At 45.7% G+C, this 18,085-nt stretch carries 21 protein-coding genes; 16 read left to right on the top strand and 5 right to left on the bottom strand.

Annotated features, from left to right (window positions below; genetic code table 11):
* Positions 1-98: 98 nt before the first annotated feature.
* The 3 genes from KIV41_RS07335 (at position 99) to KIV41_RS07345 (ending at position 1,509) form a co-directional block, all read left to right on the top strand.
* On the top strand, positions 99-671 hold the full coding sequence (locus KIV41_RS07335) for an ATPase (protein ID WP_285335976.1): 573 nt from the start codon (positions 99-101) through the stop codon (positions 669-671).
* Entirely contained in the window at positions 665-1,105 is a 441-nt protein-coding gene (locus KIV41_RS07340) for a hypothetical protein (RefSeq protein ID WP_285335977.1), read from the top strand. Before KIV41_RS07335 ends, KIV41_RS07340 begins: the two co-directional genes overlap by 7 nt.
* Positions 1,106-1,242: 137 nt before the next feature.
* Positions 1,243-1,509, top strand: coding sequence for a DksA/TraR family C4-type zinc finger protein (locus KIV41_RS07345; protein ID WP_041055156.1), 267 nt, complete (start codon positions 1,243-1,245; stop codon positions 1,507-1,509).
* 69 nt (positions 1,510-1,578) lie between these two features.
* Here KIV41_RS07345 and bioA read toward each other — a convergent pair whose 3' ends face one another.
* The gene (bioA, locus tag KIV41_RS07350; RefSeq protein ID WP_041055159.1) at positions 1,579-2,859 is read right to left on the bottom strand and encodes an adenosylmethionine--8-amino-7-oxononanoate transaminase; all 1,281 of its coding nucleotides are present in this window, start codon (positions 2,857-2,859) and stop codon (positions 1,579-1,581) included.
* Between the two features lie 130 nt (positions 2,860-2,989).
* On the opposite strand from bioA, the gene bioB reads away from it, so the two are divergent.
* The 4 genes from bioB to bioD are packed head-to-tail and all read left to right on the top strand — an operon-like array spanning position 2,990 to position 6,681.
* Positions 2,990-4,042 (top strand): biotin synthase BioB, encoded by a 1,053-nt coding sequence (bioB, locus tag KIV41_RS07355; RefSeq protein WP_005378222.1) that lies wholly within the window; start codon positions 2,990-2,992, stop codon positions 4,040-4,042.
* Entirely contained in the window at positions 4,029-5,180 is a 1,152-nt protein-coding gene (gene bioF, locus KIV41_RS07360) for an 8-amino-7-oxononanoate synthase (RefSeq protein ID WP_071234689.1), read from the top strand. Before bioB ends, bioF begins: the two co-directional genes overlap by 14 nt.
* Positions 5,180-6,001, top strand: a complete 822-nt coding sequence (gene bioC / locus KIV41_RS07365; protein ID WP_252040881.1) for a malonyl-ACP O-methyltransferase BioC — start codon at positions 5,180-5,182, stop codon at positions 5,999-6,001. Before bioF ends, bioC begins: the two co-directional genes overlap by 1 nt.
* Entirely contained in the window at positions 5,998-6,681 is a 684-nt protein-coding gene (bioD, locus tag KIV41_RS07370) for a dethiobiotin synthase (protein ID WP_009698190.1), read from the top strand. The genes bioC and bioD overlap by 4 nt, the downstream gene beginning before the upstream one ends.
* A gap of 94 nt (positions 6,682-6,775) precedes the next feature.
* Here bioD and KIV41_RS07375 read toward each other — a convergent pair whose 3' ends face one another.
* The gene (locus KIV41_RS07375) at positions 6,776-6,943 is read right to left on the bottom strand and encodes a hypothetical protein (RefSeq protein WP_005450789.1); all 168 of its coding nucleotides are present in this window, start codon (positions 6,941-6,943) and stop codon (positions 6,776-6,778) included.
* A gap of 338 nt (positions 6,944-7,281) precedes the next feature.
* Here KIV41_RS07375 and htpX point away from each other — a divergent pair, with 338 nt between their 5' ends.
* From htpX to KIV41_RS07420, 9 genes are all read left to right on the top strand, one after another.
* Entirely contained in the window at positions 7,282-8,151 is an 870-nt protein-coding gene (gene htpX, locus KIV41_RS07380) for a protease HtpX (RefSeq protein ID WP_009705745.1), read from the top strand.
* Positions 8,152-8,363: 212 nt separating this feature from the next.
* Positions 8,364-8,783, top strand: coding sequence for a nuclear transport factor 2 family protein (locus KIV41_RS07385; protein WP_252040879.1), 420 nt, complete (start codon positions 8,364-8,366; stop codon positions 8,781-8,783).
* Complete coding sequence (locus KIV41_RS07390) at positions 8,780-9,505, top strand: SDR family oxidoreductase (protein WP_285335978.1); 726 nt, start codon at positions 8,780-8,782, stop codon at positions 9,503-9,505. Before KIV41_RS07385 ends, KIV41_RS07390 begins: the two co-directional genes overlap by 4 nt.
* A 12-nt stretch (positions 9,506-9,517) precedes the next feature.
* Positions 9,518-10,828 carry an NAD(P)/FAD-dependent oxidoreductase gene (locus KIV41_RS07395; RefSeq protein ID WP_285335979.1) on the top strand — a complete coding sequence of 437 codons (1,311 nt, stop codon included), beginning with the start codon at positions 9,518-9,520 and terminating at the stop codon, positions 10,826-10,828.
* Position 10,829: 1 nt separating this feature from the next.
* Positions 10,830-11,648, top strand: a complete 819-nt coding sequence (locus KIV41_RS07400) for a DUF1365 domain-containing protein (protein ID WP_045394344.1) — start codon at positions 10,830-10,832, stop codon at positions 11,646-11,648.
* Entirely contained in the window at positions 11,642-12,898 is a 1,257-nt protein-coding gene (locus KIV41_RS07405; protein WP_252040872.1) for a cyclopropane-fatty-acyl-phospholipid synthase family protein, read from the top strand. Before KIV41_RS07400 ends, KIV41_RS07405 begins: the two co-directional genes overlap by 7 nt.
* Positions 12,899-12,904: 6 nt before the next feature.
* On the top strand, positions 12,905-13,417 hold the full coding sequence (locus KIV41_RS07410) for a DUF2878 domain-containing protein (RefSeq protein ID WP_252040870.1): 513 nt from the start codon (positions 12,905-12,907) through the stop codon (positions 13,415-13,417).
* Entirely contained in the window at positions 13,377-13,970 is a 594-nt protein-coding gene (locus KIV41_RS07415; RefSeq protein ID WP_252040868.1) for a chalcone isomerase family protein, read from the top strand. Before KIV41_RS07410 ends, KIV41_RS07415 begins: the two co-directional genes overlap by 41 nt.
* Positions 13,971-13,987: 17 nt before the next feature.
* Positions 13,988-14,506 carry a DUF3833 domain-containing protein gene (locus tag KIV41_RS07420; protein ID WP_252042136.1) on the top strand — a complete coding sequence of 173 codons (519 nt, stop codon included), beginning with the start codon at positions 13,988-13,990 and terminating at the stop codon, positions 14,504-14,506.
* Positions 14,507-14,784: 278 nt separating this feature from the next.
* Here KIV41_RS07420 and purB read toward each other — a convergent pair whose 3' ends face one another.
* From purB to mnmA, 3 genes are all read right to left on the bottom strand, one after another.
* A complete protein-coding gene (gene purB, locus KIV41_RS07425; protein ID WP_010449178.1) occupies positions 14,785-16,155 on the bottom strand; it encodes an adenylosuccinate lyase in 1,371 nt (456 codons plus the stop codon).
* A gap of 153 nt (positions 16,156-16,308) precedes the next feature.
* The gene (hflD, locus tag KIV41_RS07430; RefSeq protein WP_005427511.1) at positions 16,309-16,926 is read right to left on the bottom strand and encodes a high frequency lysogenization protein HflD; all 618 of its coding nucleotides are present in this window, start codon (positions 16,924-16,926) and stop codon (positions 16,309-16,311) included.
* A gap of 10 nt (positions 16,927-16,936) precedes the next feature.
* Positions 16,937-18,061 carry a tRNA 2-thiouridine(34) synthase MnmA gene (mnmA, locus tag KIV41_RS07435; RefSeq protein ID WP_038882799.1) on the bottom strand — a complete coding sequence of 375 codons (1,125 nt, stop codon included), beginning with the start codon at positions 18,059-18,061 and terminating at the stop codon, positions 16,937-16,939.
* Positions 18,062-18,085 lie beyond the last annotated feature (24 nt).

An 18,085-nucleotide genomic window follows, 5' to 3' on the forward strand; every position in this document is an offset into this window, starting at 1 on the left:
GGGTTATCGCAAGCGAACTTATCCAGCCTCAATACTTAGATAGTGAGCGGACAGACCGCTTTTTCGCACGTGAAGTCGCGAAACCTTCCAAAGAAAATATGCAACTGCGTAATTCACTCGACTGGGGATACGGGCTTGAGTTGAGAAGTGCGTCTGCCGACACAAAATCGGTGTCTAATTGCAAAGATTTAGCTAATGCAAGCTCAGCGGGTTTTACTGCGGCTAAAGCTTATGAATACGGCGCGTTCAAAGCTTTTTTAACACAGTGTCAAACATGGAGTGAGATGGCAAAGTTAGCTGCCTCTAAGCGTTCATATCTATCGAAATTTAAGTTAGATAATAGCTTTCCTAGTTTAGCCCCAAGTGCGCTTGCTTTTGTTATTTCTAACGAAAGCGCTGATAAAGCAAAGACACTATCAACGTGGGATGAAGCGGATCGTATCCAAAGAACTCAGGTCGCCAGTCCAGTGAGAGCAGAGTACTTCGACGCGACCGATGGTTTTCAAGTCATTACGATTGTGGCAAAAGGGGATTACAACGCTGACGGCATCGAGGATATCGTTATTGAGAAAGAGAATAGCGTACTCAGTGGCTCGTATTCTTCTTCACACGGCTATGTATTAACTCGCATGTCTGAGCAAGCGCTATTTACTGTGTTGGCTGAATGGTAATGAAACGATTGGTGGTTATTTGTTTTTTAGGTGTTGCCATGGTGAGTACGTTTGCTGTCGCTGATACCTCGCCTAGAAAAGTCTTTGAATGTTCAGTAAACCAAACTATGAACTTTAGTATTTCGATAGAACAAGGCAAAGGCGAGCTTCTCTTTAATAAGTCCATTGTGAATCAAAGCCCAGTTTTTCAGCGGATAAAACCTCAAGATTATCGTGTTGAACATTACCATCGAGCGTTGGTAGGTGAGAAGTCACTGGAATTTAGTATTGGTGAGCGCGTCATATTAGTCAGTGAGTACTTTAGCGAGGAGTTTAATGAGGTAGAGAAGATACTCAGTGTTACTTTGAGAGAGCCAGAGCAAACGCAATATTATGAGTGTGAGGAAGGGAGTATGAGTAACCTTGCATTGCTTTTTCAAGAGAGTAGCGATTAACCGATGATATAACAATTATTACCAATACGTAATAGTGTTTTCTTATACGCCCTAATTATCTTGTTATTTGTAACCGATATAATCATCCACCTTACCACGGTAAGTAGATTTTCTCATTCAAGTAACGAGGAGGGCTTATGGCCGTAGGGTGGGCAAACGACGACAGCGTCAGCCAACAAATTCAACATACCATCGACGACGAGATCTCCCGTGTTCGTGGCAGTATCAAACAGGGCGAAAGTGCTCATTATTGTGATGAATGCGGAGATGAAATTCCTGAAGCGCGTCGAATAGCCATGAAAGGCGTTCGTTTATGTATCGAATGTCAGTCAACTATCGAATTGATGTCTCAACGCCAAGCATTATTTAATCGACGAGCCAGTAAAGACAGTCAACTTCGATAGCTTTACTGTTCAGGAAAATAAAGAGACGGTTTGAGCCTCATACTCAAACCGTTTTCGTGCTGAGTTGAACTATAAAGCGAAGCAATCTTTACGTTGCAACGCTGCATCAATCGCGTTAACTAGCTTCTCAATATCTTCCGGCTTGCTGATAAATGGCGGCATCATATAAATCAGTTTGCCAAATGGACGAATCCAAACTCCGTGTTCAACAAACAAGGCTTGGATGGTTTCCATATTCACTGGGCGATGCGTTTCTACAACGCCAATGGCACCCAACCAACGGGTGTTTTTAACCAAGTCGTATTTTTCCAGTTTTGGCAGTAGTTCAGAAAATAGTGTTTCGATTTGTTGGGTTTGCTGCTGCCAGTTGCCTTGTTCTATCAATTCTAAACTTGCGGTGGCAACGGCGCAGGCGAGCGGGTTACCCATAAAGGTTGGGCCATGCATGAAACAACCAGCATCACCACCACAAACAGTATCCGCGACGTGTTTGCTCGCTAGGGTCGCAGAGAGTGTCATGTAGCCGCCGGTGAGTGCTTTACCGACACACAAAATGTCTGGCTGAATATCTGCGTGTTCGCAAGCAAACAGTTTACCGGTACGCCCAAATCCGGTTGCGATTTCATCTGCAATCAATAACAAACCGTGTTTATCACAAAGCCTACGCACGCCTTTGAGAAATTCTGGATGGTAGATACGCATACCGCCTGCGCCTTGAACGATAGGCTCTAGGATCACCGCAGCGAGTTCTTGATGATGCGTTTCAATCTTGTGTTCAAAGTCTGTAAGATCTTCTGGGTTCCATTCATCCCAATAACCACAATTTGGTGACTCCGCAAAGATATGCTCAGGCAAAAAGCCTTTGTAGAGAGAGTGCATGGAGTTATCAGGATCGGTTACCGACATTGCCGCAAAGGTGTCACCGTGATAACCGTGTCGCAGAGTCAGAAACTTCGGTCGGCGTTCGCCCTTCGCATGCCAATATTGCAGTGCCATTTTTAAGCTGACTTCTACGGCAACGGAGCCTGAATCGGCAAGGAATACATGTTCAAGATTACTTGGTGCGAGGGATAGCAACTTCTTACACAAACTGATTGCTGGCTGGTGGGTAATCCCGCCGAACATTACATGCGACACCTTGTCGATTTGCTGGTGAGCCGCTTGATTTAAGTGCGGGTGGTTATAGCCGTGGATAGTTGACCACCAAGAGGACATACCATCGACAAGCTCAGTCCCGTCTTCCAATTTAATGTGTACACCACTTGCTGATGCCACAGGGTAGCAGGTCAGAGGTGTCAACGTTGAGGTGTAGGGATGCCAGATGTGCTGGCGGTCGAAGGCGAGATCCATGTGCTATTCCAATAGTAATTGAGTTTAAAAAATGAACAGGTGTAAACTTTGTTGTATTGCGTTGTGTTGACAGTTTATCGAGACTCAGTAGACTGTCAACACAACAAAAAAAGTGACTAAAGGAATACACGTGGAAGTTCGTCATAACTGGACGCATGCTGAAGTGCGCGATCTCATGGAAAAACCATTCATGGATCTCCTATTCGAAGCGCAGCTTGTTCATCGTCAATATCAACAAACCAACCATGTTCAAGTAAGCACGCTTCTGTCGATTAAGACAGGTGCTTGTCCGGAAGATTGTAAGTACTGTCCTCAGAGTGCTCGTTACACCACAGACATCGAAAAAGAGCGTTTGATGGAAGTAGAGCGCGTACTCGACGCTGCACAAAAAGCGAAAAACGCGGGTTCTACTCGATTCTGTATGGGTGCAGCGTGGAAGAATCCAAAAGAGCGTGATATGCCGCATTTGACCGACATGATCAAAGGTGTGAAAGGCATGGGTTTAGAAACGTGTATGACATTAGGCATGTTGACACCAGATCAAGCAAAACAACTGGCAACCGCGGGTCTGGATTACTACAACCACAACCTAGATACTTCACCTGAGTTCTACGGCAATATCATTACCACACGTACTTACCAAGATCGTTTAGATACCTTGTCTCACGTTCGTGATGCCGGCATGAAGATTTGTTCTGGTGGTATCATCGGTATGGGTGAGAGTGCCAATGACCGAGCGGGCTTGTTGGTTGAATTAGCTAACTTGCCAGTACACCCTGAAAGCGTGCCAATCAACATGCTGGTTAAGGTGAAAGGCACACCACTGGAAGAAGTGGACGATGTTGAGCCATTCGATTTCATTCGCCTGATTGCGATTGCGCGCATCATGATGCCTCAATCAGCGGTTCGTCTATCGGCTGGCCGTGAAAACATGAACGAACAAATGCAAGCGCTGTGTTTTATGGCGGGTGCAAACTCAGTCTTCTATGGCTGCAAACTTCTGACCACGCCAAACCCTTCTGAAGATAAAGACATGATGCTGTTCAATAAGCTCGGCATTAACAGCCAAGAAGTGTCTCAAAAACCTGATGAAATCGAAGAAAACGAGTTGCTGGATCGCGTTGTAGAGCGTGTTGCTGCTCGTCCAACAAAAGACGACCTTTTCTACGATGCCAGCGTTTAAATCTCGTATCGAGTCCGCCCTTGCCGCCCGTAAAGTGCAGGGGCTGAATCGTTCGATGAATGTGGTGTTTTCTGGCAACCAATCGATTTTGGAGTACGAAGGTAGACGCTACATCAACTTCTCAAGTAACGACTACTTAGGCTTGGCCAATGACCAAGCGCTTGTTCGTGCTTGGCAGCAAGGCTTGAGTGTATACGGCAGCGGTAGTGGCGCCTCTCCAATGGTGACAGGCTTTAGTGCAGCGCACAGCAATTTAGAAGCGGCACTGACCGAATGGCTGGGTTACGAGAGGGCAATCCTGTTTGGTTCTGGCTTCAGTGCTAACCAAGCGCTGCTGTTTACTCTGCTAGAAAAATCAGACGTCCTCATTCAAGACCGTTTGAACCATGCTTCTTTGATGGAGGCTGGGATGTTGTCGCCAGCTAAAATGAAGCGCTTCAAGCACAATGACATCGAACACCTAAAGTCGCTGCTGAATAGCGAAGACAACCATCTAGTTGTGACCGAAGGAGTATTCAGTATGGACGGTGATTGTGCACCAATTCATGATATTGCCGAAGTTACACGAAGCCACGATACTTGGTTCGCCGTCGATGATGCACACGGTATTGGCGTTCTTGGTGAATCCGGTGGTGGGTCTTGCGAGCTGGCTTCAGTAAAGCCTGAGTTGTTGATCGTTACTTTTGGTAAAGCGTTTGGTATGTCTGGCGCGGCTATCTTATGTGACCACGCAACGGGGGACTTTTTAACTCAGTTTGCTCGTCACCATGTGTATTCCACGGCGATACCGCCAGCACAAGCGTATGCGTTGACGCATGCTGTCTCTATGATTCAAGAGCAGTCTTGGCGACGTGAAAAGCTTGCAGAGCTAAGTGAAGTTTATCGAGATAGCCTCAACGAACTCGACGGTTTTGTTGAAACGAAAACCTCGATTAAGCCATTTATGATTGGTGAATCCGAACTGGCTTTACAGGTTGCAAGCGCTTGTCGTCAAAACGGTATTTGGGTGACAGCGATTCGTCCACCGACGGTACCTAAAGGAACATCTCGTCTTCGAATTACACTCACTGCCAATCACACTAATGAACAAGTTAAAACGCTTTCAGTGGCACTGAAGCAAGCATTAGGAGCGCTGTAATGGATAATGCAACCACCGCTTTAGCAGAAACGGCCGCATTGGAGAGTTTCTATCAAGACAAAGACGCGATTGCTTCCTCATTTGGCAAAGCAGCTGAAACATACGATAAGCACGCGGCGTTTCAGCGTGACGTTGGGCATCGCTTGCTTGATAAGCTTCCAGAGGACTTAACGGGTAAACGCGTTCTCGATTTGGGTTGTGGTACAGGCTACTTCTCTCACCTGCTCCAACAACGTGGCGCAGAAGTGGTTTGTGGCGATATCTCACAAGCGATGTTAGATAAAGCGCAGCAGCGTTGTGGTACACAGCGAATGCAGTACCAGTTAGCCGATGCCGAAAACTTGCCATTTTATGATGAGAGCTTCGATTACGTTTTTTCAAGTTTAGCTTTGCAATGGTGTGCGGATTTAAGCTACCCACTGCGAGAATTGCGTCGTGTGCTAAAGCGAGGAGGGACGGGATGCTTCTCTACTCTGGCGGATGGCTCGTTGTATGAGTTACGCGAGGCGTGGTCAAAAATTGATACACATCAACACGTGAATAACTTTATTACCCACAATCAGGTAAAAATTGCGTTAGCGCAATCTTGGTGCCACAACCATCATCTAGACTTGACCCCCATCACAGTTTGGTACGACTCAGCGTTTTCTGTCATGCGTGATCTCAAAGGCATTGGTGCAAATCACGTAAGCGGGCGCTCACATGGCTTGACGAGCCGTCGCACTTTGTTGCAAGTTGAGCGTGCGTACCAAGCATTTAGAAACGATCAAGGTCTTCTACCTGCAAGTTATCAGGTTTGTTTTGGAGTCATAGTTAAATGATTGATGCATTTTTTATTGCTGGTACGGATACTGATGTAGGAAAAACGGTAGCGTCTAAAGCTATTTTGCAGGCACTTGGTGCAAAAGGGCTTAACACCATTGGTTATAAACCAGTGGCAGCAGGAAGCGACAAGACGGCGGAAGGTTGGCGCAACTCGGATGCATTGCATCTGCAAAAAGCGGCAACGCTGGATATCGCGTACGACGATGTAAACCCATACGCTTTGGAATTGCCTGCTTCTCCTCACATTGCCGCAAAGCATGAACATGTAGAAATTAAATACGAAGTATTGAGTGAAAAATTAGCTCAACACAAAGAGCAATCAGACATTGTTCTAGTGGAAGGTGCTGGTGGTTGGCGCGTGCCTGTGTCTGACACAGACAGCTTGTCGACTTGGGTGCAGCAAGAACAGTTGCCAGTTGTACTGGTTGTCGGTATTAAACTGGGCTGTTTGAGCCATGCATTGCTCACTGCTGAGATCATCAAAGCGGATGGTCTGAATCTCGTAGGTTGGGTGGCAAACCGCGTTAACCCAGGCACGGAGCACTATGCGGAAATCATCGATATGTTGGAAGAGCGTCTAGACGCGCCGAAACTCGGTGAGATCCCATACATTCCAAGTGCGAAGCGCAAAGAGTTGGGTAAATACATCAATGTCGAACCGTTGCTAAACGTATAATTAACCGACAAACAAAAAATACAAAAAGGGCTGCATCATGCAGCCCTTTTCTCATGTAAACCTTTGTGCCTTATCGTAAGATTCGACGCTTAGTTTATTTCTCTTGGCTAAGCCCCATCAACGCTTGTTGTGTTTCTGCAACACGCTTTGACATTTGAGCATCAGTTGAAATACCTAGCTGTTGTTTTGCCTCATCCTCTGAGATACCTAGGTGACAACAAAGTAAATCGATAGCCATTTGATAGTCGTTAGTTTCTACCATGATTTTTCCCTCAAGACATGGAAGTTTGGAGCTGCTTAATTGTCCTAAAAGCTAACCCCGTTTCGTTCATCTAACCCGAATCTAGCACGTACAGATAGTCGCACAATAAGACCAAAGTCTATACTCGGTCTAAAGTGCTGATTTAAGAGTGTAAAAAGGTGTGTATTATTTCAGTCTCGAAAACAAATGTTGCAATTTATTGCTTAACCTTGTTTTTAACGCGGATAGACTATATCTATAACGCAACAGAGCTTGAATCTAGCGAAATCGCCTCGTAGAGTTCTGTTTCATATAACAACCGTTTTTATAAAAACGATAAGCTTCCTCGGAGAAAAGTAATGAAGCGAATTATGTTATTCCTAGCAACTAACCTAGCAGTCGTGCTAGTGCTTAGTGTTGTTCTGAATATTGTTTACGCTGTAACTGGAATGCAGCCAGGCAGCCTGTCTGGTCTACTACTGATGGCAGCAGTGTTTGGTTTTGGTGGCGCATTCATCTCGCTAATGATGTCTAAGAGCATGGCACTACGCTCGGTAGGCGGCATGGTGATTGAGAGCCCACGTAACGAAACTGAACATTGGCTTCTAGAAACAGTTGGTCGCCAAGCTCAACAAGCGGGCATCGGTATGCCAACCGTCGCTATTTATGATGCGGCAGACATCAACGCATTTGCAACCGGTGCTAAGCGTGATGATTCGCTAGTTGCAGTATCTACAGGTCTTTTGCACAACATGACTCGTGATGAAGCGGAAGCGGTACTTGCGCATGAGGTTAGCCACATCGCTAACGGTGATATGGTGACCATGACGCTAATGCAAGGTGTAGTGAATACCTTCGTTATCTTCCTATCTCGTTTCATTGCTAACATTGTTGCTTCGAATGACGATGAGGAAGGCCAAGGTACAAACATGATGGTTTACTTCGGTGTGTCTATGGTGCTTGAACTGGTATTTGGTTTCCTAGCTAGCTTCCTGACTATGTGGTACAGCCGTCATCGCGAATTCCACGCTGACGCGGGTGCAGCGCATCTTGTGGGTAAAGAGAAGATGATCGCGGCGCTTGAGCGTCTGAAGATGAGCCACGAATCTCAACTGGATGGCACTATGATGGCGTTTGGTATCAACGGTAAGCGTTCGATGACTGAGCTTCTAATGAGCCACCCACCGCTAGATAAGCGTATTGCGGCACTACGTAGCCAACAGTACTAATCATTCAGCAAATAAATAGTTAATCTCCTGAAAAGGCTTGGTTTTTTGACCAAGCCTTTTTTTGTATCTATTGATCGCTACCGCACTCCATCACGTATCACTCTACAGAAACAAAGTTATACAAAAATATTTTTGTACAACTTTTCATGATTGGTCTATCTTGTACATATAATAATTTTGTACAACTGTTGAAGTAATATAGGAGCATAGAAATGGACATTCATTCAGTTGGCAACATATATCAAAAGCTGAGCAAAGCTAATTTGCACTTGCTAGAAGAGGTTTACCACCAGGATGTGGTTTTTGAAGATGCTGCTCATCGTCTAGAGGGCTGGCCTGCGCTTTCCGATTATTTTCAATCGCTCTACACCAACGTTATCCGTTGTGACTTCATTATTCACGATCATCAACAGGTGGGCGAGACAGGGTTTCTTACTTGGACCATGGATTTACAGCACCCAAAACTACAGAAAGGCGCGCCGATTTCAGTCAATGGTGTTTCTCATCTCAAGTTTAGTGAAGGGCAGGTTATCTACCATCGAGACTATTTCGATTTAGGAGAGATGCTGTACGAGAATCTGCCTCTACTTGGCTCTGTCGTTAGAACCATTAAGCAGAGGCTAGGACAATGAGCGGTTCAGTTCTTATCACTGGCGCAACGTCTGGCATTGGTAAGCAGCTCGCTTTGGACTACGCCGGTGAAGGTTGGAAAGTGATTGCGTGCGGCCGCAACGAAGCGGTGTTGGCCGAGCTAGAAGCGGCGTCGATTAACATCTCGATATTACGCTTCGATGTGACTCAGTACGAAGAAACGATCCAAGCGCTCTCACAACTGCCGTTCACTCCTGAAACTTGGATCTTTAACGCTGGCGACTGTGAATATATGGACGACGGCATAGTGGATGCGAAACTCATGGCGCGTGTCATGAACGTTAACGTTGTAGGTGTGGCGAATTGTGTTGAAGCGTGTCAGGGACAGTTTGAACGTGGGCATCGCGTCGTTATTGTCGGTTCTATCGCATCAGAGGTGGCATTACCTCGTGCAGAAGCCTATGGCGCGTCCAAAGCTGCAGTCAGCTATTTTGCCCGCACACTAGCCGTCGACCTGAAAAAGAAAGGCATCAAAGTCGTGACGGTGTTTCCTGGCTTCGTTGAAACGCCACTCACAGATAAGAACACCTTTGATATGCCGATGATTGTTACGGCCAATCAGGCCTCGGCTGCTATACGAAAACAATTGGATGCCAACAACAGCCATATTTATTTCCCAGCGAGATTTACCGGAATTTTACGTTTTATCTCGTTGCTTCCATACAGCTGGCAAGCTCGGCTAACCGCAAAACTCGTATCATAAGAAGGAAGAAGCATGAACACGGCAGGAAGAAAGAAAATCGCCATCGTTGGAACGGGTATCTCTGGCCTTACTTGTGGCTATTACTTGCATAAAGAACATGACGTAACGCTGTTTGAAGCGAATGATTACATTGGCGGCCACACTGCAACCGTTGATGTCAGTCTTAATGACAAAGAGTATGCAATCGACACTGGGTTTATCGTTTATAACGATCGTACGTACCCAAACTTTATCAAAATGATGAACGAGATTGGCGTTGAAGGTCTGCCGACTCAAATGAGCTTCAGTGTCAGAAACGATGGGAACGGACTAGAATACAACGGCCATACCGTGTCGACATTGTTTGCTCAAAAACGTAACTGGGCAAACCCGAAGTTCTATCGCTTTATTTTCGAGATTTTGCGTTTTAATAAACTTGCAAAGCGCTTTGCTAGCGATTCATCAACGCAATCTCAAACGCTTGGCGCTTTTCTCGATGAGCACAAATTCAGTGCATTCTTTTCTGACAATTATATTCTGCCAATGGGCGCTGCGATTTGGTCTTCGACTTTAGCGGATATGCGCGCGTTCCCGCTCATGTTCTTCTTGCGCTTCTTCCTCAACCACGGTTTGTTGGATGTGACCAACCGACCACAATGGTATGTGATTAAAGGTGGTTCACGTTCTTACATTCCACCATTGACCAAAGGTTTTGCCGAGAATATTCGTCTAAACAGCCCTGTCGAAAAAGTGATTCGCAACGAAAAGGGCGTTGGCGTTCAAGTTCCCGGAGAAACACATTGGTTTGATGACGTGATCTTCGCTTGTCACAGCGATCAAGCAATGCGAATGCTAGAGGATATCAGCCCAATTGAGCAGGAAATATTGGGGGATATGACGTATCAAGCTAATGAGGTTGTTCTTCATACCGATACCGGTCTATTGCCAAAACGCAAGGCGGCGTGGGCATCTTGGAACTACCTATTGGAAGGCAGTGAAGATGAGCAGCAACGTCTTCCTTCGCTTACTTACAATATGAACATCCTTCAGCACGTTCAATCAGAACATACATTTTGCGTGACGTTGAACAGCACCAATCAAATCAACCCAAACAAAATTCTGCGCTCATTCACTTATCATCATCCTGTATTTACTACGGAGTCGATTGCAGCGCAGCAGCGCAAAGACGAAGTTCAAGGTAAACAGAGCACGTGGTTCTGCGGCGCTTATTGGTATAACGGTTTCCATGAAGATGGTGTGCGCAGCGCGATTGACGTAGTTAAAGGGCTAGAAGAAAAGTATCGCGAACAAAATGTGGTTCCTTTTGAAAAAGGCGCGGCGTGATATGGATAGCCAGATGAACAGCCGACTGTTTATAGGAAACGTTCGCCACCGTCGATTCACGCCTGTGAATCATGAGTTGAACTACTCATTGTTTATGCCTGCCATCGATGTTGATGAGCTTGATGCTTTAGAGAAAAAAGTATGGGGCTTTGGTTCTCGTTGGTGGCATTGGGCACGCTTCAAGCGTAGTGATTACATCGGTGAAGGTAGCGTTAAGTCGGCAGTGCAGAACAAAATTGAAGAACTGACGGGTGTTCGCTGTACTGGCAGAGTCGTCGCAGTTTGTCACTTGAGGTATTTAGGGCTGTATTTCAGTCCAGTTAATTTCTACTACGTTTATAACGAGGAAGGTGAATGGAAATACCTTCTAGCAGAGGTGAGTAATACCCCTTGGAATGAACGGCATTATTACGCCGTATCGGCAGATAAAGAAGACAAAGAGTTTGGTTGGGAGCAAGACAAAGCGTTCCACGTTTCACCATTTAATCCGGTTGACCAACTCTATCGTTGGAAAGTTAAACCTCTGACAGACAAGTTGAATATTCATCTTGAATGTCACAAAGGGGAAAAACACTTCGATGCCACGATGGCAATGAAAGCCAAACCGCTTTCAAGCAAAACCTTATTGAAATGCTTGATCGTTACGCCAATCCAAACGGTAGAAGTAATGGTTGGTATCTATTGGCACGCTCTCAAACTATGGCTTAAAGGCGCGCCGTTTTACTCACATCCTAAATACGCTCAACCTGAAACGACAGAACCTGAGCAAGTGAGTAAAGAAGAAAAGAATAATAAGCACAAGGAGAACTCTGCATGTTAAATACGACTTCTATGGCAATGCCGCGCGAATTAACGACGACTCAAAAAGCGGCTCGTGGAGTTCTTTTCCAGTGTCTGCAAAAAATGGAAATTGGGTGTCTGACGGTGATTGAAAGCTTCAAAACCGAGACGACGGAGCGCAGTGAGCGCTTTTCAACTCCAAACGGGGACTACAATGGCGAACCTGTGGCGGCGACCATTGAGGTGAAGCATCCTGGGTTTTACTCGCGTCTATTGCAAGGTGGCAGTATTGCTGCTGGCGAAGCTTACATGGACGGCTGGTGGGACAGTCCAGATTTGACGGCATTGATGAAGTTGATGGCTCTCAACATGCGTGCACTGGATAAGCTCGAAGAGCAGGGCAGTTGGCTTACAAGGTTGTTGTATAAGTTCAGTCATTGGACTAACCGCAACTCCCAAGAAAACTCCCGTAAGAATATTCATGCTCACTACGACTTGGGTAATAACTTGTATGAAGCGTTTCTTGATACCAACATGCTGTATTCGTCAGCATTGTACAACGAAGTGGGCAACTCATTAGAACAGGCACAAATCAACAAAATGGATCGACTGTGTCAGCAACTTGAGCTGAAAGCTAGTGATCATGTCATCGAAATTGGCACCGGCTGGGGTGCAATGGCGATTTACATGGCTGAACAATATGGCTGTCAGGTGACGACGACAACCATTTCTGAAGAGCAGCACGCGTACGCGGAGCAGAAGATCAAAGAGCGTGGCTTAGAAGACAAAATCACTCTACTCAAAGAAGATTACCGCAACCTAACCGGTACGTATGACAAGCTTGTTTCTATTGAAATGATTGAAGCCGTGGGAAAACAATTCCTGCCTTCGTACATTAAGGTTTGTGAGTCTTTGTTGAAGTCTGGTGGTTTGATGGCGATTCAAGCGATTACAATTGCCGACCAACGTTATGATTACTACAGTAACAACGTCGATTTTATTCAGAAGTACATTTTCCCAGGAGGCTTTTTACCTTCAGTCACATCCCTTACTCAAGCGACTACGAAGTACAGTGACTTGGTTACCCGAGATCTGTTTGATATTGGGTTGGATTATGCCAAAACGCTTAATGAGTGGCATCATCGCTTTAATCAAGCCGAGAGTGAAGTGCGCTCGTTTGGTTACGATGATCGCTTCGTGCGCATGTGGCGTTATTACTTGAGCTACTGTGAGGGTGGCTTCTTAGCTCGCACGATCAGTGCCGTTCACATGACGTTTCAGCGTCCGTAGTTCGTTATGAGAGTGTTTGTTGCATCGACATGGTTCCAACTCTGCTGGTTTGCCGCGGTGCTTGGGACCTATCAATGGCAGTGGCTGACGTTAATACTGACGTTATTTACCTTGGTGTACTGCTGGAGAGTCGAACCCTCCGCTCTCAAGAATATCGCCATGATTGTATCTATTGGCTTGGTCTTAGATACCTTCAATAAGCAATTTTCCCTCTTTATATTCCCAACCCCTTGGTTGCCCATATGGCTTGTTTGTCTGTGGGTTCTATTCTCATGGTATGCCTACCAACTCAAGTCAATTTTGTACCGTTTTCCAAAAACCTACGTATCTATAGTAGGCGGTATCGGAGGCACAGCGAGTTACTTTGCTGGCTACAAACTCCAAGCCGCTGAATTTGGCCTCAGCGTTGGCACCACGCTTACGATCTTGTTCGTCGAATGGTGCGCAATGATGCTTCTGATACTCAAGGTGTACGGAAATGAAAAGCTTGAAGAGAAATTGGAGACGGAAACTGATTAGCAGTGTTATGGCAGTCTCCTTGTTCTATGCAGTGCCTTTGCAAGCTCAAAATGTGGTTGGTTTGAGTGAGATAATAACCACTAGCAATTGGCAACAATGGCAAACGGTCGGTGAGGCACAACTCACTTGGTTTGTTTTTGATATTTACAAGTCCCGCCTAAAAGCACCCGATGGTCAGTACTCGGTGTCTAGAGACGTTTCTCCCCATCCTTTTGCTTTAGAGATCAACTACCAGCGCGATATCAGTAAAGAGCAACTGCTCGATGTGACTGATGAGCAGTGGCAAAAGCTGGGCTTTACGGAGCCTTACCGCCAAAAGTGGATCTTGGAGCTGGACACAATGTTCCCCAACATTAAGAAGGGTGATGAGCTTACCTATCTCACTGATGGTAAAAATGGACAACTTATCTATCGAAAAGCCGGGAGCGAGCCGTATAAAACCGTCGGATATGTGAAAGATGAGCGACTTAATGATGCGTTTCTTTCGATTTGGTTATCACCGAAAACAGAGTTTCCTAAACTTCGTAAACAACTGATAGGGCAGGTAAGGTAGTGAAATTATTGAAACTAATGCTCAAAGCACCAGTGATTGCTGCGGTAACGCTTCTTAGCGCATGCTCTGCTGATATTGATAACTATCAAGCGGCATCACCAGCCTTTGATCTGTTTGGCTACTTTGAAGGTGACGTCAAGGCTTGGGGAATGGTGCAGGACTACACTGAGAAACAAACTCGCCGATTTGAAGTCGATATAGTCGGCACAGTGGAAGGTAATGAACTAACGCTTGTGGAAGACTTTGTCTTTGATGATGGCGAGCTCGACCAGCGTATATGGGTCATTACCAGACTCGAAGATGGTACTTATCAAGGTAAAGCGGACGATATTATTGGTGTTGCGACCGGGAAAGAGAAGGGTAATGCGCTGCAATGGCAATACGACTTCGAGCTGAAAATGGATGATTCAACCATCACGGTATCGTTCGATGACTGGCTTTACCGCCAAGATGAAATGCACGTATTTAATCTCACCAAGATTAAGAAGTTTGGCGTTGAAGTAGGGACGATTACACTGTTTTTCCAGAGGCAATAGAAATAAAGAAACGAGATGCGGGAGCGCTTCGCTGTAAGAATCGAGAGGGGCGCGCTAGTATTTCAGTAAAGGGAAGTTAAACTTGGGATGTGTGGGTAGCAGTTGCCTCTTGAATGACTATAACTGAGCCTTATCCCTTATCCCTTATCCCTTATCCCTTATCCTGAAACTTAGCATTCCATAGGGCGAATCCCGTTCCCCCTAAACGAAGAAAGGGTTGACGCTTTCACGTCAACCCTCAAATTTATCCGATTCTCGATTCTCGATTCTCGATTCTCTTAAAGCTTATCTGTCAGCTCGATTGCTTGACCGATGTAGTTTGCTGGCGTCATCTCTTTCAGACGTGCTTTCTCATGCTCAGGAAGCTCAAGACCGTCGATGAAGTTACGCATTGCTTCGCCATCTACACGCTTACCACGAGTTAGCTCTTTTAGCTTCTCGTATGGCTTCTCGATGCCGTAACGACGCATTACTGTTTGTACTGGCTCTGCTAGTACTTCCCAGTTCTTGTCTAGTTCAGCAAGAAGTGCTTCGCGGTTTACTTCTAGCTTGCTGATGCCTTTAAGCGTAGAAGTGTAAGCGATGATTGCGTAGCCAACACCAACACCAAGGTTACGTAGAACCGTTGAGTCAGTTAGGTCACGTTGCCAGCGAGAAACAGGCAGTTTTTGTGCTAGGTGACCGAACACAGCGTTCGCAAGGCCTAGGTTACCTTCTGAGTTTTCAAAGTCGATTGGGTTAACTTTGTGAGGCATTGTTGAAGAACCAATCTCACCAGCAATGGTTTTTTGCTTGAAGTGGCCTAGTGCAATGTAACCCCAAACGTCACGGTCGAAGTCAATCAGGATAGTGTTGAAACGAGCGATAGCGTCGAAAAGCTCAGCGATGTAATCGTGTGGTTCGATTTGAGTTGTGTAAGGGTTCCAAGTAACGCCTAGAGACTCAGTGATGAACTCTTCAGAGAACTTGTGCCAATCTAGCTCTGGGTAAGCAGAAAGGTGTGCGTTGTAGTTACCTACTGCACCGTTGATTTTCGCTAGGATCTCAACGTTTTCGATTTGCTTGAATTGACGTTCCATACGGTACGCCACGTTTGCCATTTCTTTACCCATAGTAGATGGAGAAGCAGGCTGACCGTGTGTACGAGATAGTAGAGGAATATCGCGGTATTCCACTGCTAGTGCTTTGATAGCGTCGATTAGGTTACGGATTTCTGGAAGAATCACGTTCTCACGCGCTTCTTTAAGCATAAGAGCGTGTGATGTGTTGTTGATGTCTTCAGAAGTACATGCAAAGTGGAAGAACTCGTTTACTGCGTGCAGTTCAGGAACGTCTGCTACTTTCTCTTTTAGGAAGTACTCAACCGCTTTAACGTCGTGGTTAGTTGTACGCTCGATCTCTTTGATACGGCGTGCATCTTCTTCAGAGAAGTTTGCAGCAAGGTCGTCTAGGAATTGGTTTGCTTCTGCGCTAAACGCTGGCACTTCTGCAATTTCAGCAGTAGCAGCAAGCTTTTGTAGCCAGCGGATTTCAACGATAGTACGGTATTTTAGTAGACCGTATTCACTGAAAATTTCGCGTAACGCAATTGTCTTGCTTCCGTAACGGCCGTCTACTGGTGAAACAGCAGTCAATGCTGACAGTTCCATGATGTTCTCCTGAATTGGGTTTCTAAATTTCGTGAGCTTTATACCAATAACTGTGGCAATTGTCACGAATATTGCGCAAACGTTTGCGCGAGATTTGTTTTGGTCTAAAAAAATGAGCTCGCGATAAACGCGAGCTGCTTACTAGATACCTTATTACATTCGAGCAAGAAGGATTTGCGCTTGCTCTACCATCTTTTTGCGTCCGAAGATTAGGTGGCGACGTTTACCGCCAACTTGACGCCAAAGTACTGCACTACGAATACCCGATAACAACAGCGCACGAACTTTATGCTGGTTAGAGGTTTGTTGCAGTACCGATGGAGTACCAGTTACTTGAATACGAGGACCAATAGGGCTGACTACATCCAAGTAAATGCTTGCTAGGTTGCTGATCATTTGATCATCTAGCAATTCAAAATGTTCCGTTTGACGCTGAGCCATTTGGATGCGATCACCAAGTTGTGACATTGCATCGTTACGACCCGATAGCTTGCGCTCTAATGCCATTAGGCTGATGATGTAGCGAGTGACTTCACTTCCCGATGGGGTGCTATCAATCCCTTTCACCAAGCATTCAAGACCCAGCTTAAGATCGGCTTCGCGACCGAAAACACCAATGGTGTTCGCTGGGCTAGTATTTAAAATGGCGTTAATTGACGTTTCAAAGGCATCTTGATCACAATGTCCGTCTCTCGCTACCTGCTGAACTAAAGCAACAGCTTGGCAGATACCTGCAAAAGCGATAGTACGGTCATAAAGTGTATTCGCCACGTAACGACTCCTAAGCTTGAGAATATTTAATGCGTTGCTCGATGATGCCGCCACCTAGGCACACGTCATCTTTATAGAACACAGCTGATTGACCCGGCGTCACAGCAATTTGTGGCTCGTCAAAGATCACTTTAATGTTTTCATCATCGATAGGGATGATTGTACAAGGAATATCTTCCTGACGGTAACGAGTTTTCACTGTGCACTTCATAACATCGCGAATTGGCTCACGATCTACCCAGTGAAGTTGTGATGCAAGTAGGCCTTCTGATTTCAGCATTGGGTGGTCTTTACCTTGAACGGCAATCAAAACGTTACGTTTAAGATCTTTCTCGCCAACGAACCATGGGTCTTCGTTACCACCGCCGCCTTTACGGCCACCGATGTGTAGACCTTTACGCTGGCCTAGTGTGTGGTACATAAGGCCTTGGTGCTGACCAATCACTTCGCCCTCAGGTGTTTCAATATCACCTGGTTGAGCCGGAAGATATTTACCAAGGAACTCTGTGAACTTACGTTCTCCGATGAAACAGATACCCGTAGAGTCTTTCTTTTTCGCCGTGATTAGATCTTGTTCTTCCGCGATGCGGCGCACTTCTGGCTTCTCTAGATCACCCACAGGGAATAGGCTACGCGCAACTTGCTCGTGGCTTAGCGTGTATAGGAAGTAGCTTTGGTCTTTATTGCCATCTAGACCACGTAGCATCTGTGGCTTTTCACCGTTTTCTGGGAAAGAGCGACGCACGTAGTGACCCATTGCAATGTAATCAGCATCAAGCACTTCATCAGCGAATTCTAGGAATGCTTTGAACTTGATTTCTTTGTTACAAAGAATGTCTGGGTTTGGTGTACGGCCTGCTTTGTATTCAGCAAGGAAGTACTCAAATACATTATCCCAGTACTCAGCAGCAAAGTTGATGGTGTGTAGGTGAATGCCTAGCTTGTCACATACTGCCTGAGCATCAGCAAGATCTTCTGCTGCTGTACAATATTCTTCGTTGTCATCTTCTTCCCAGTTCTTCATGAACAGGCCTTCTACTTGGTAGCCTTGTTGCTTGAGAAGATACGCAGAAACAGATGAATCAACGCCGCCGGACATACCGACGATGACTTTCTTTTGGCTGTTATCAGACATTACTAAACACCACTTAAATAAACG

Origin of the sequence: Vibrio sp. D401a, from assembly GCF_030248515.1 — a bacterium.
GTDB classification, from domain to species: Bacteria; Pseudomonadota; Gammaproteobacteria; order Enterobacterales; family Vibrionaceae; genus Vibrio; species Vibrio rotiferianus.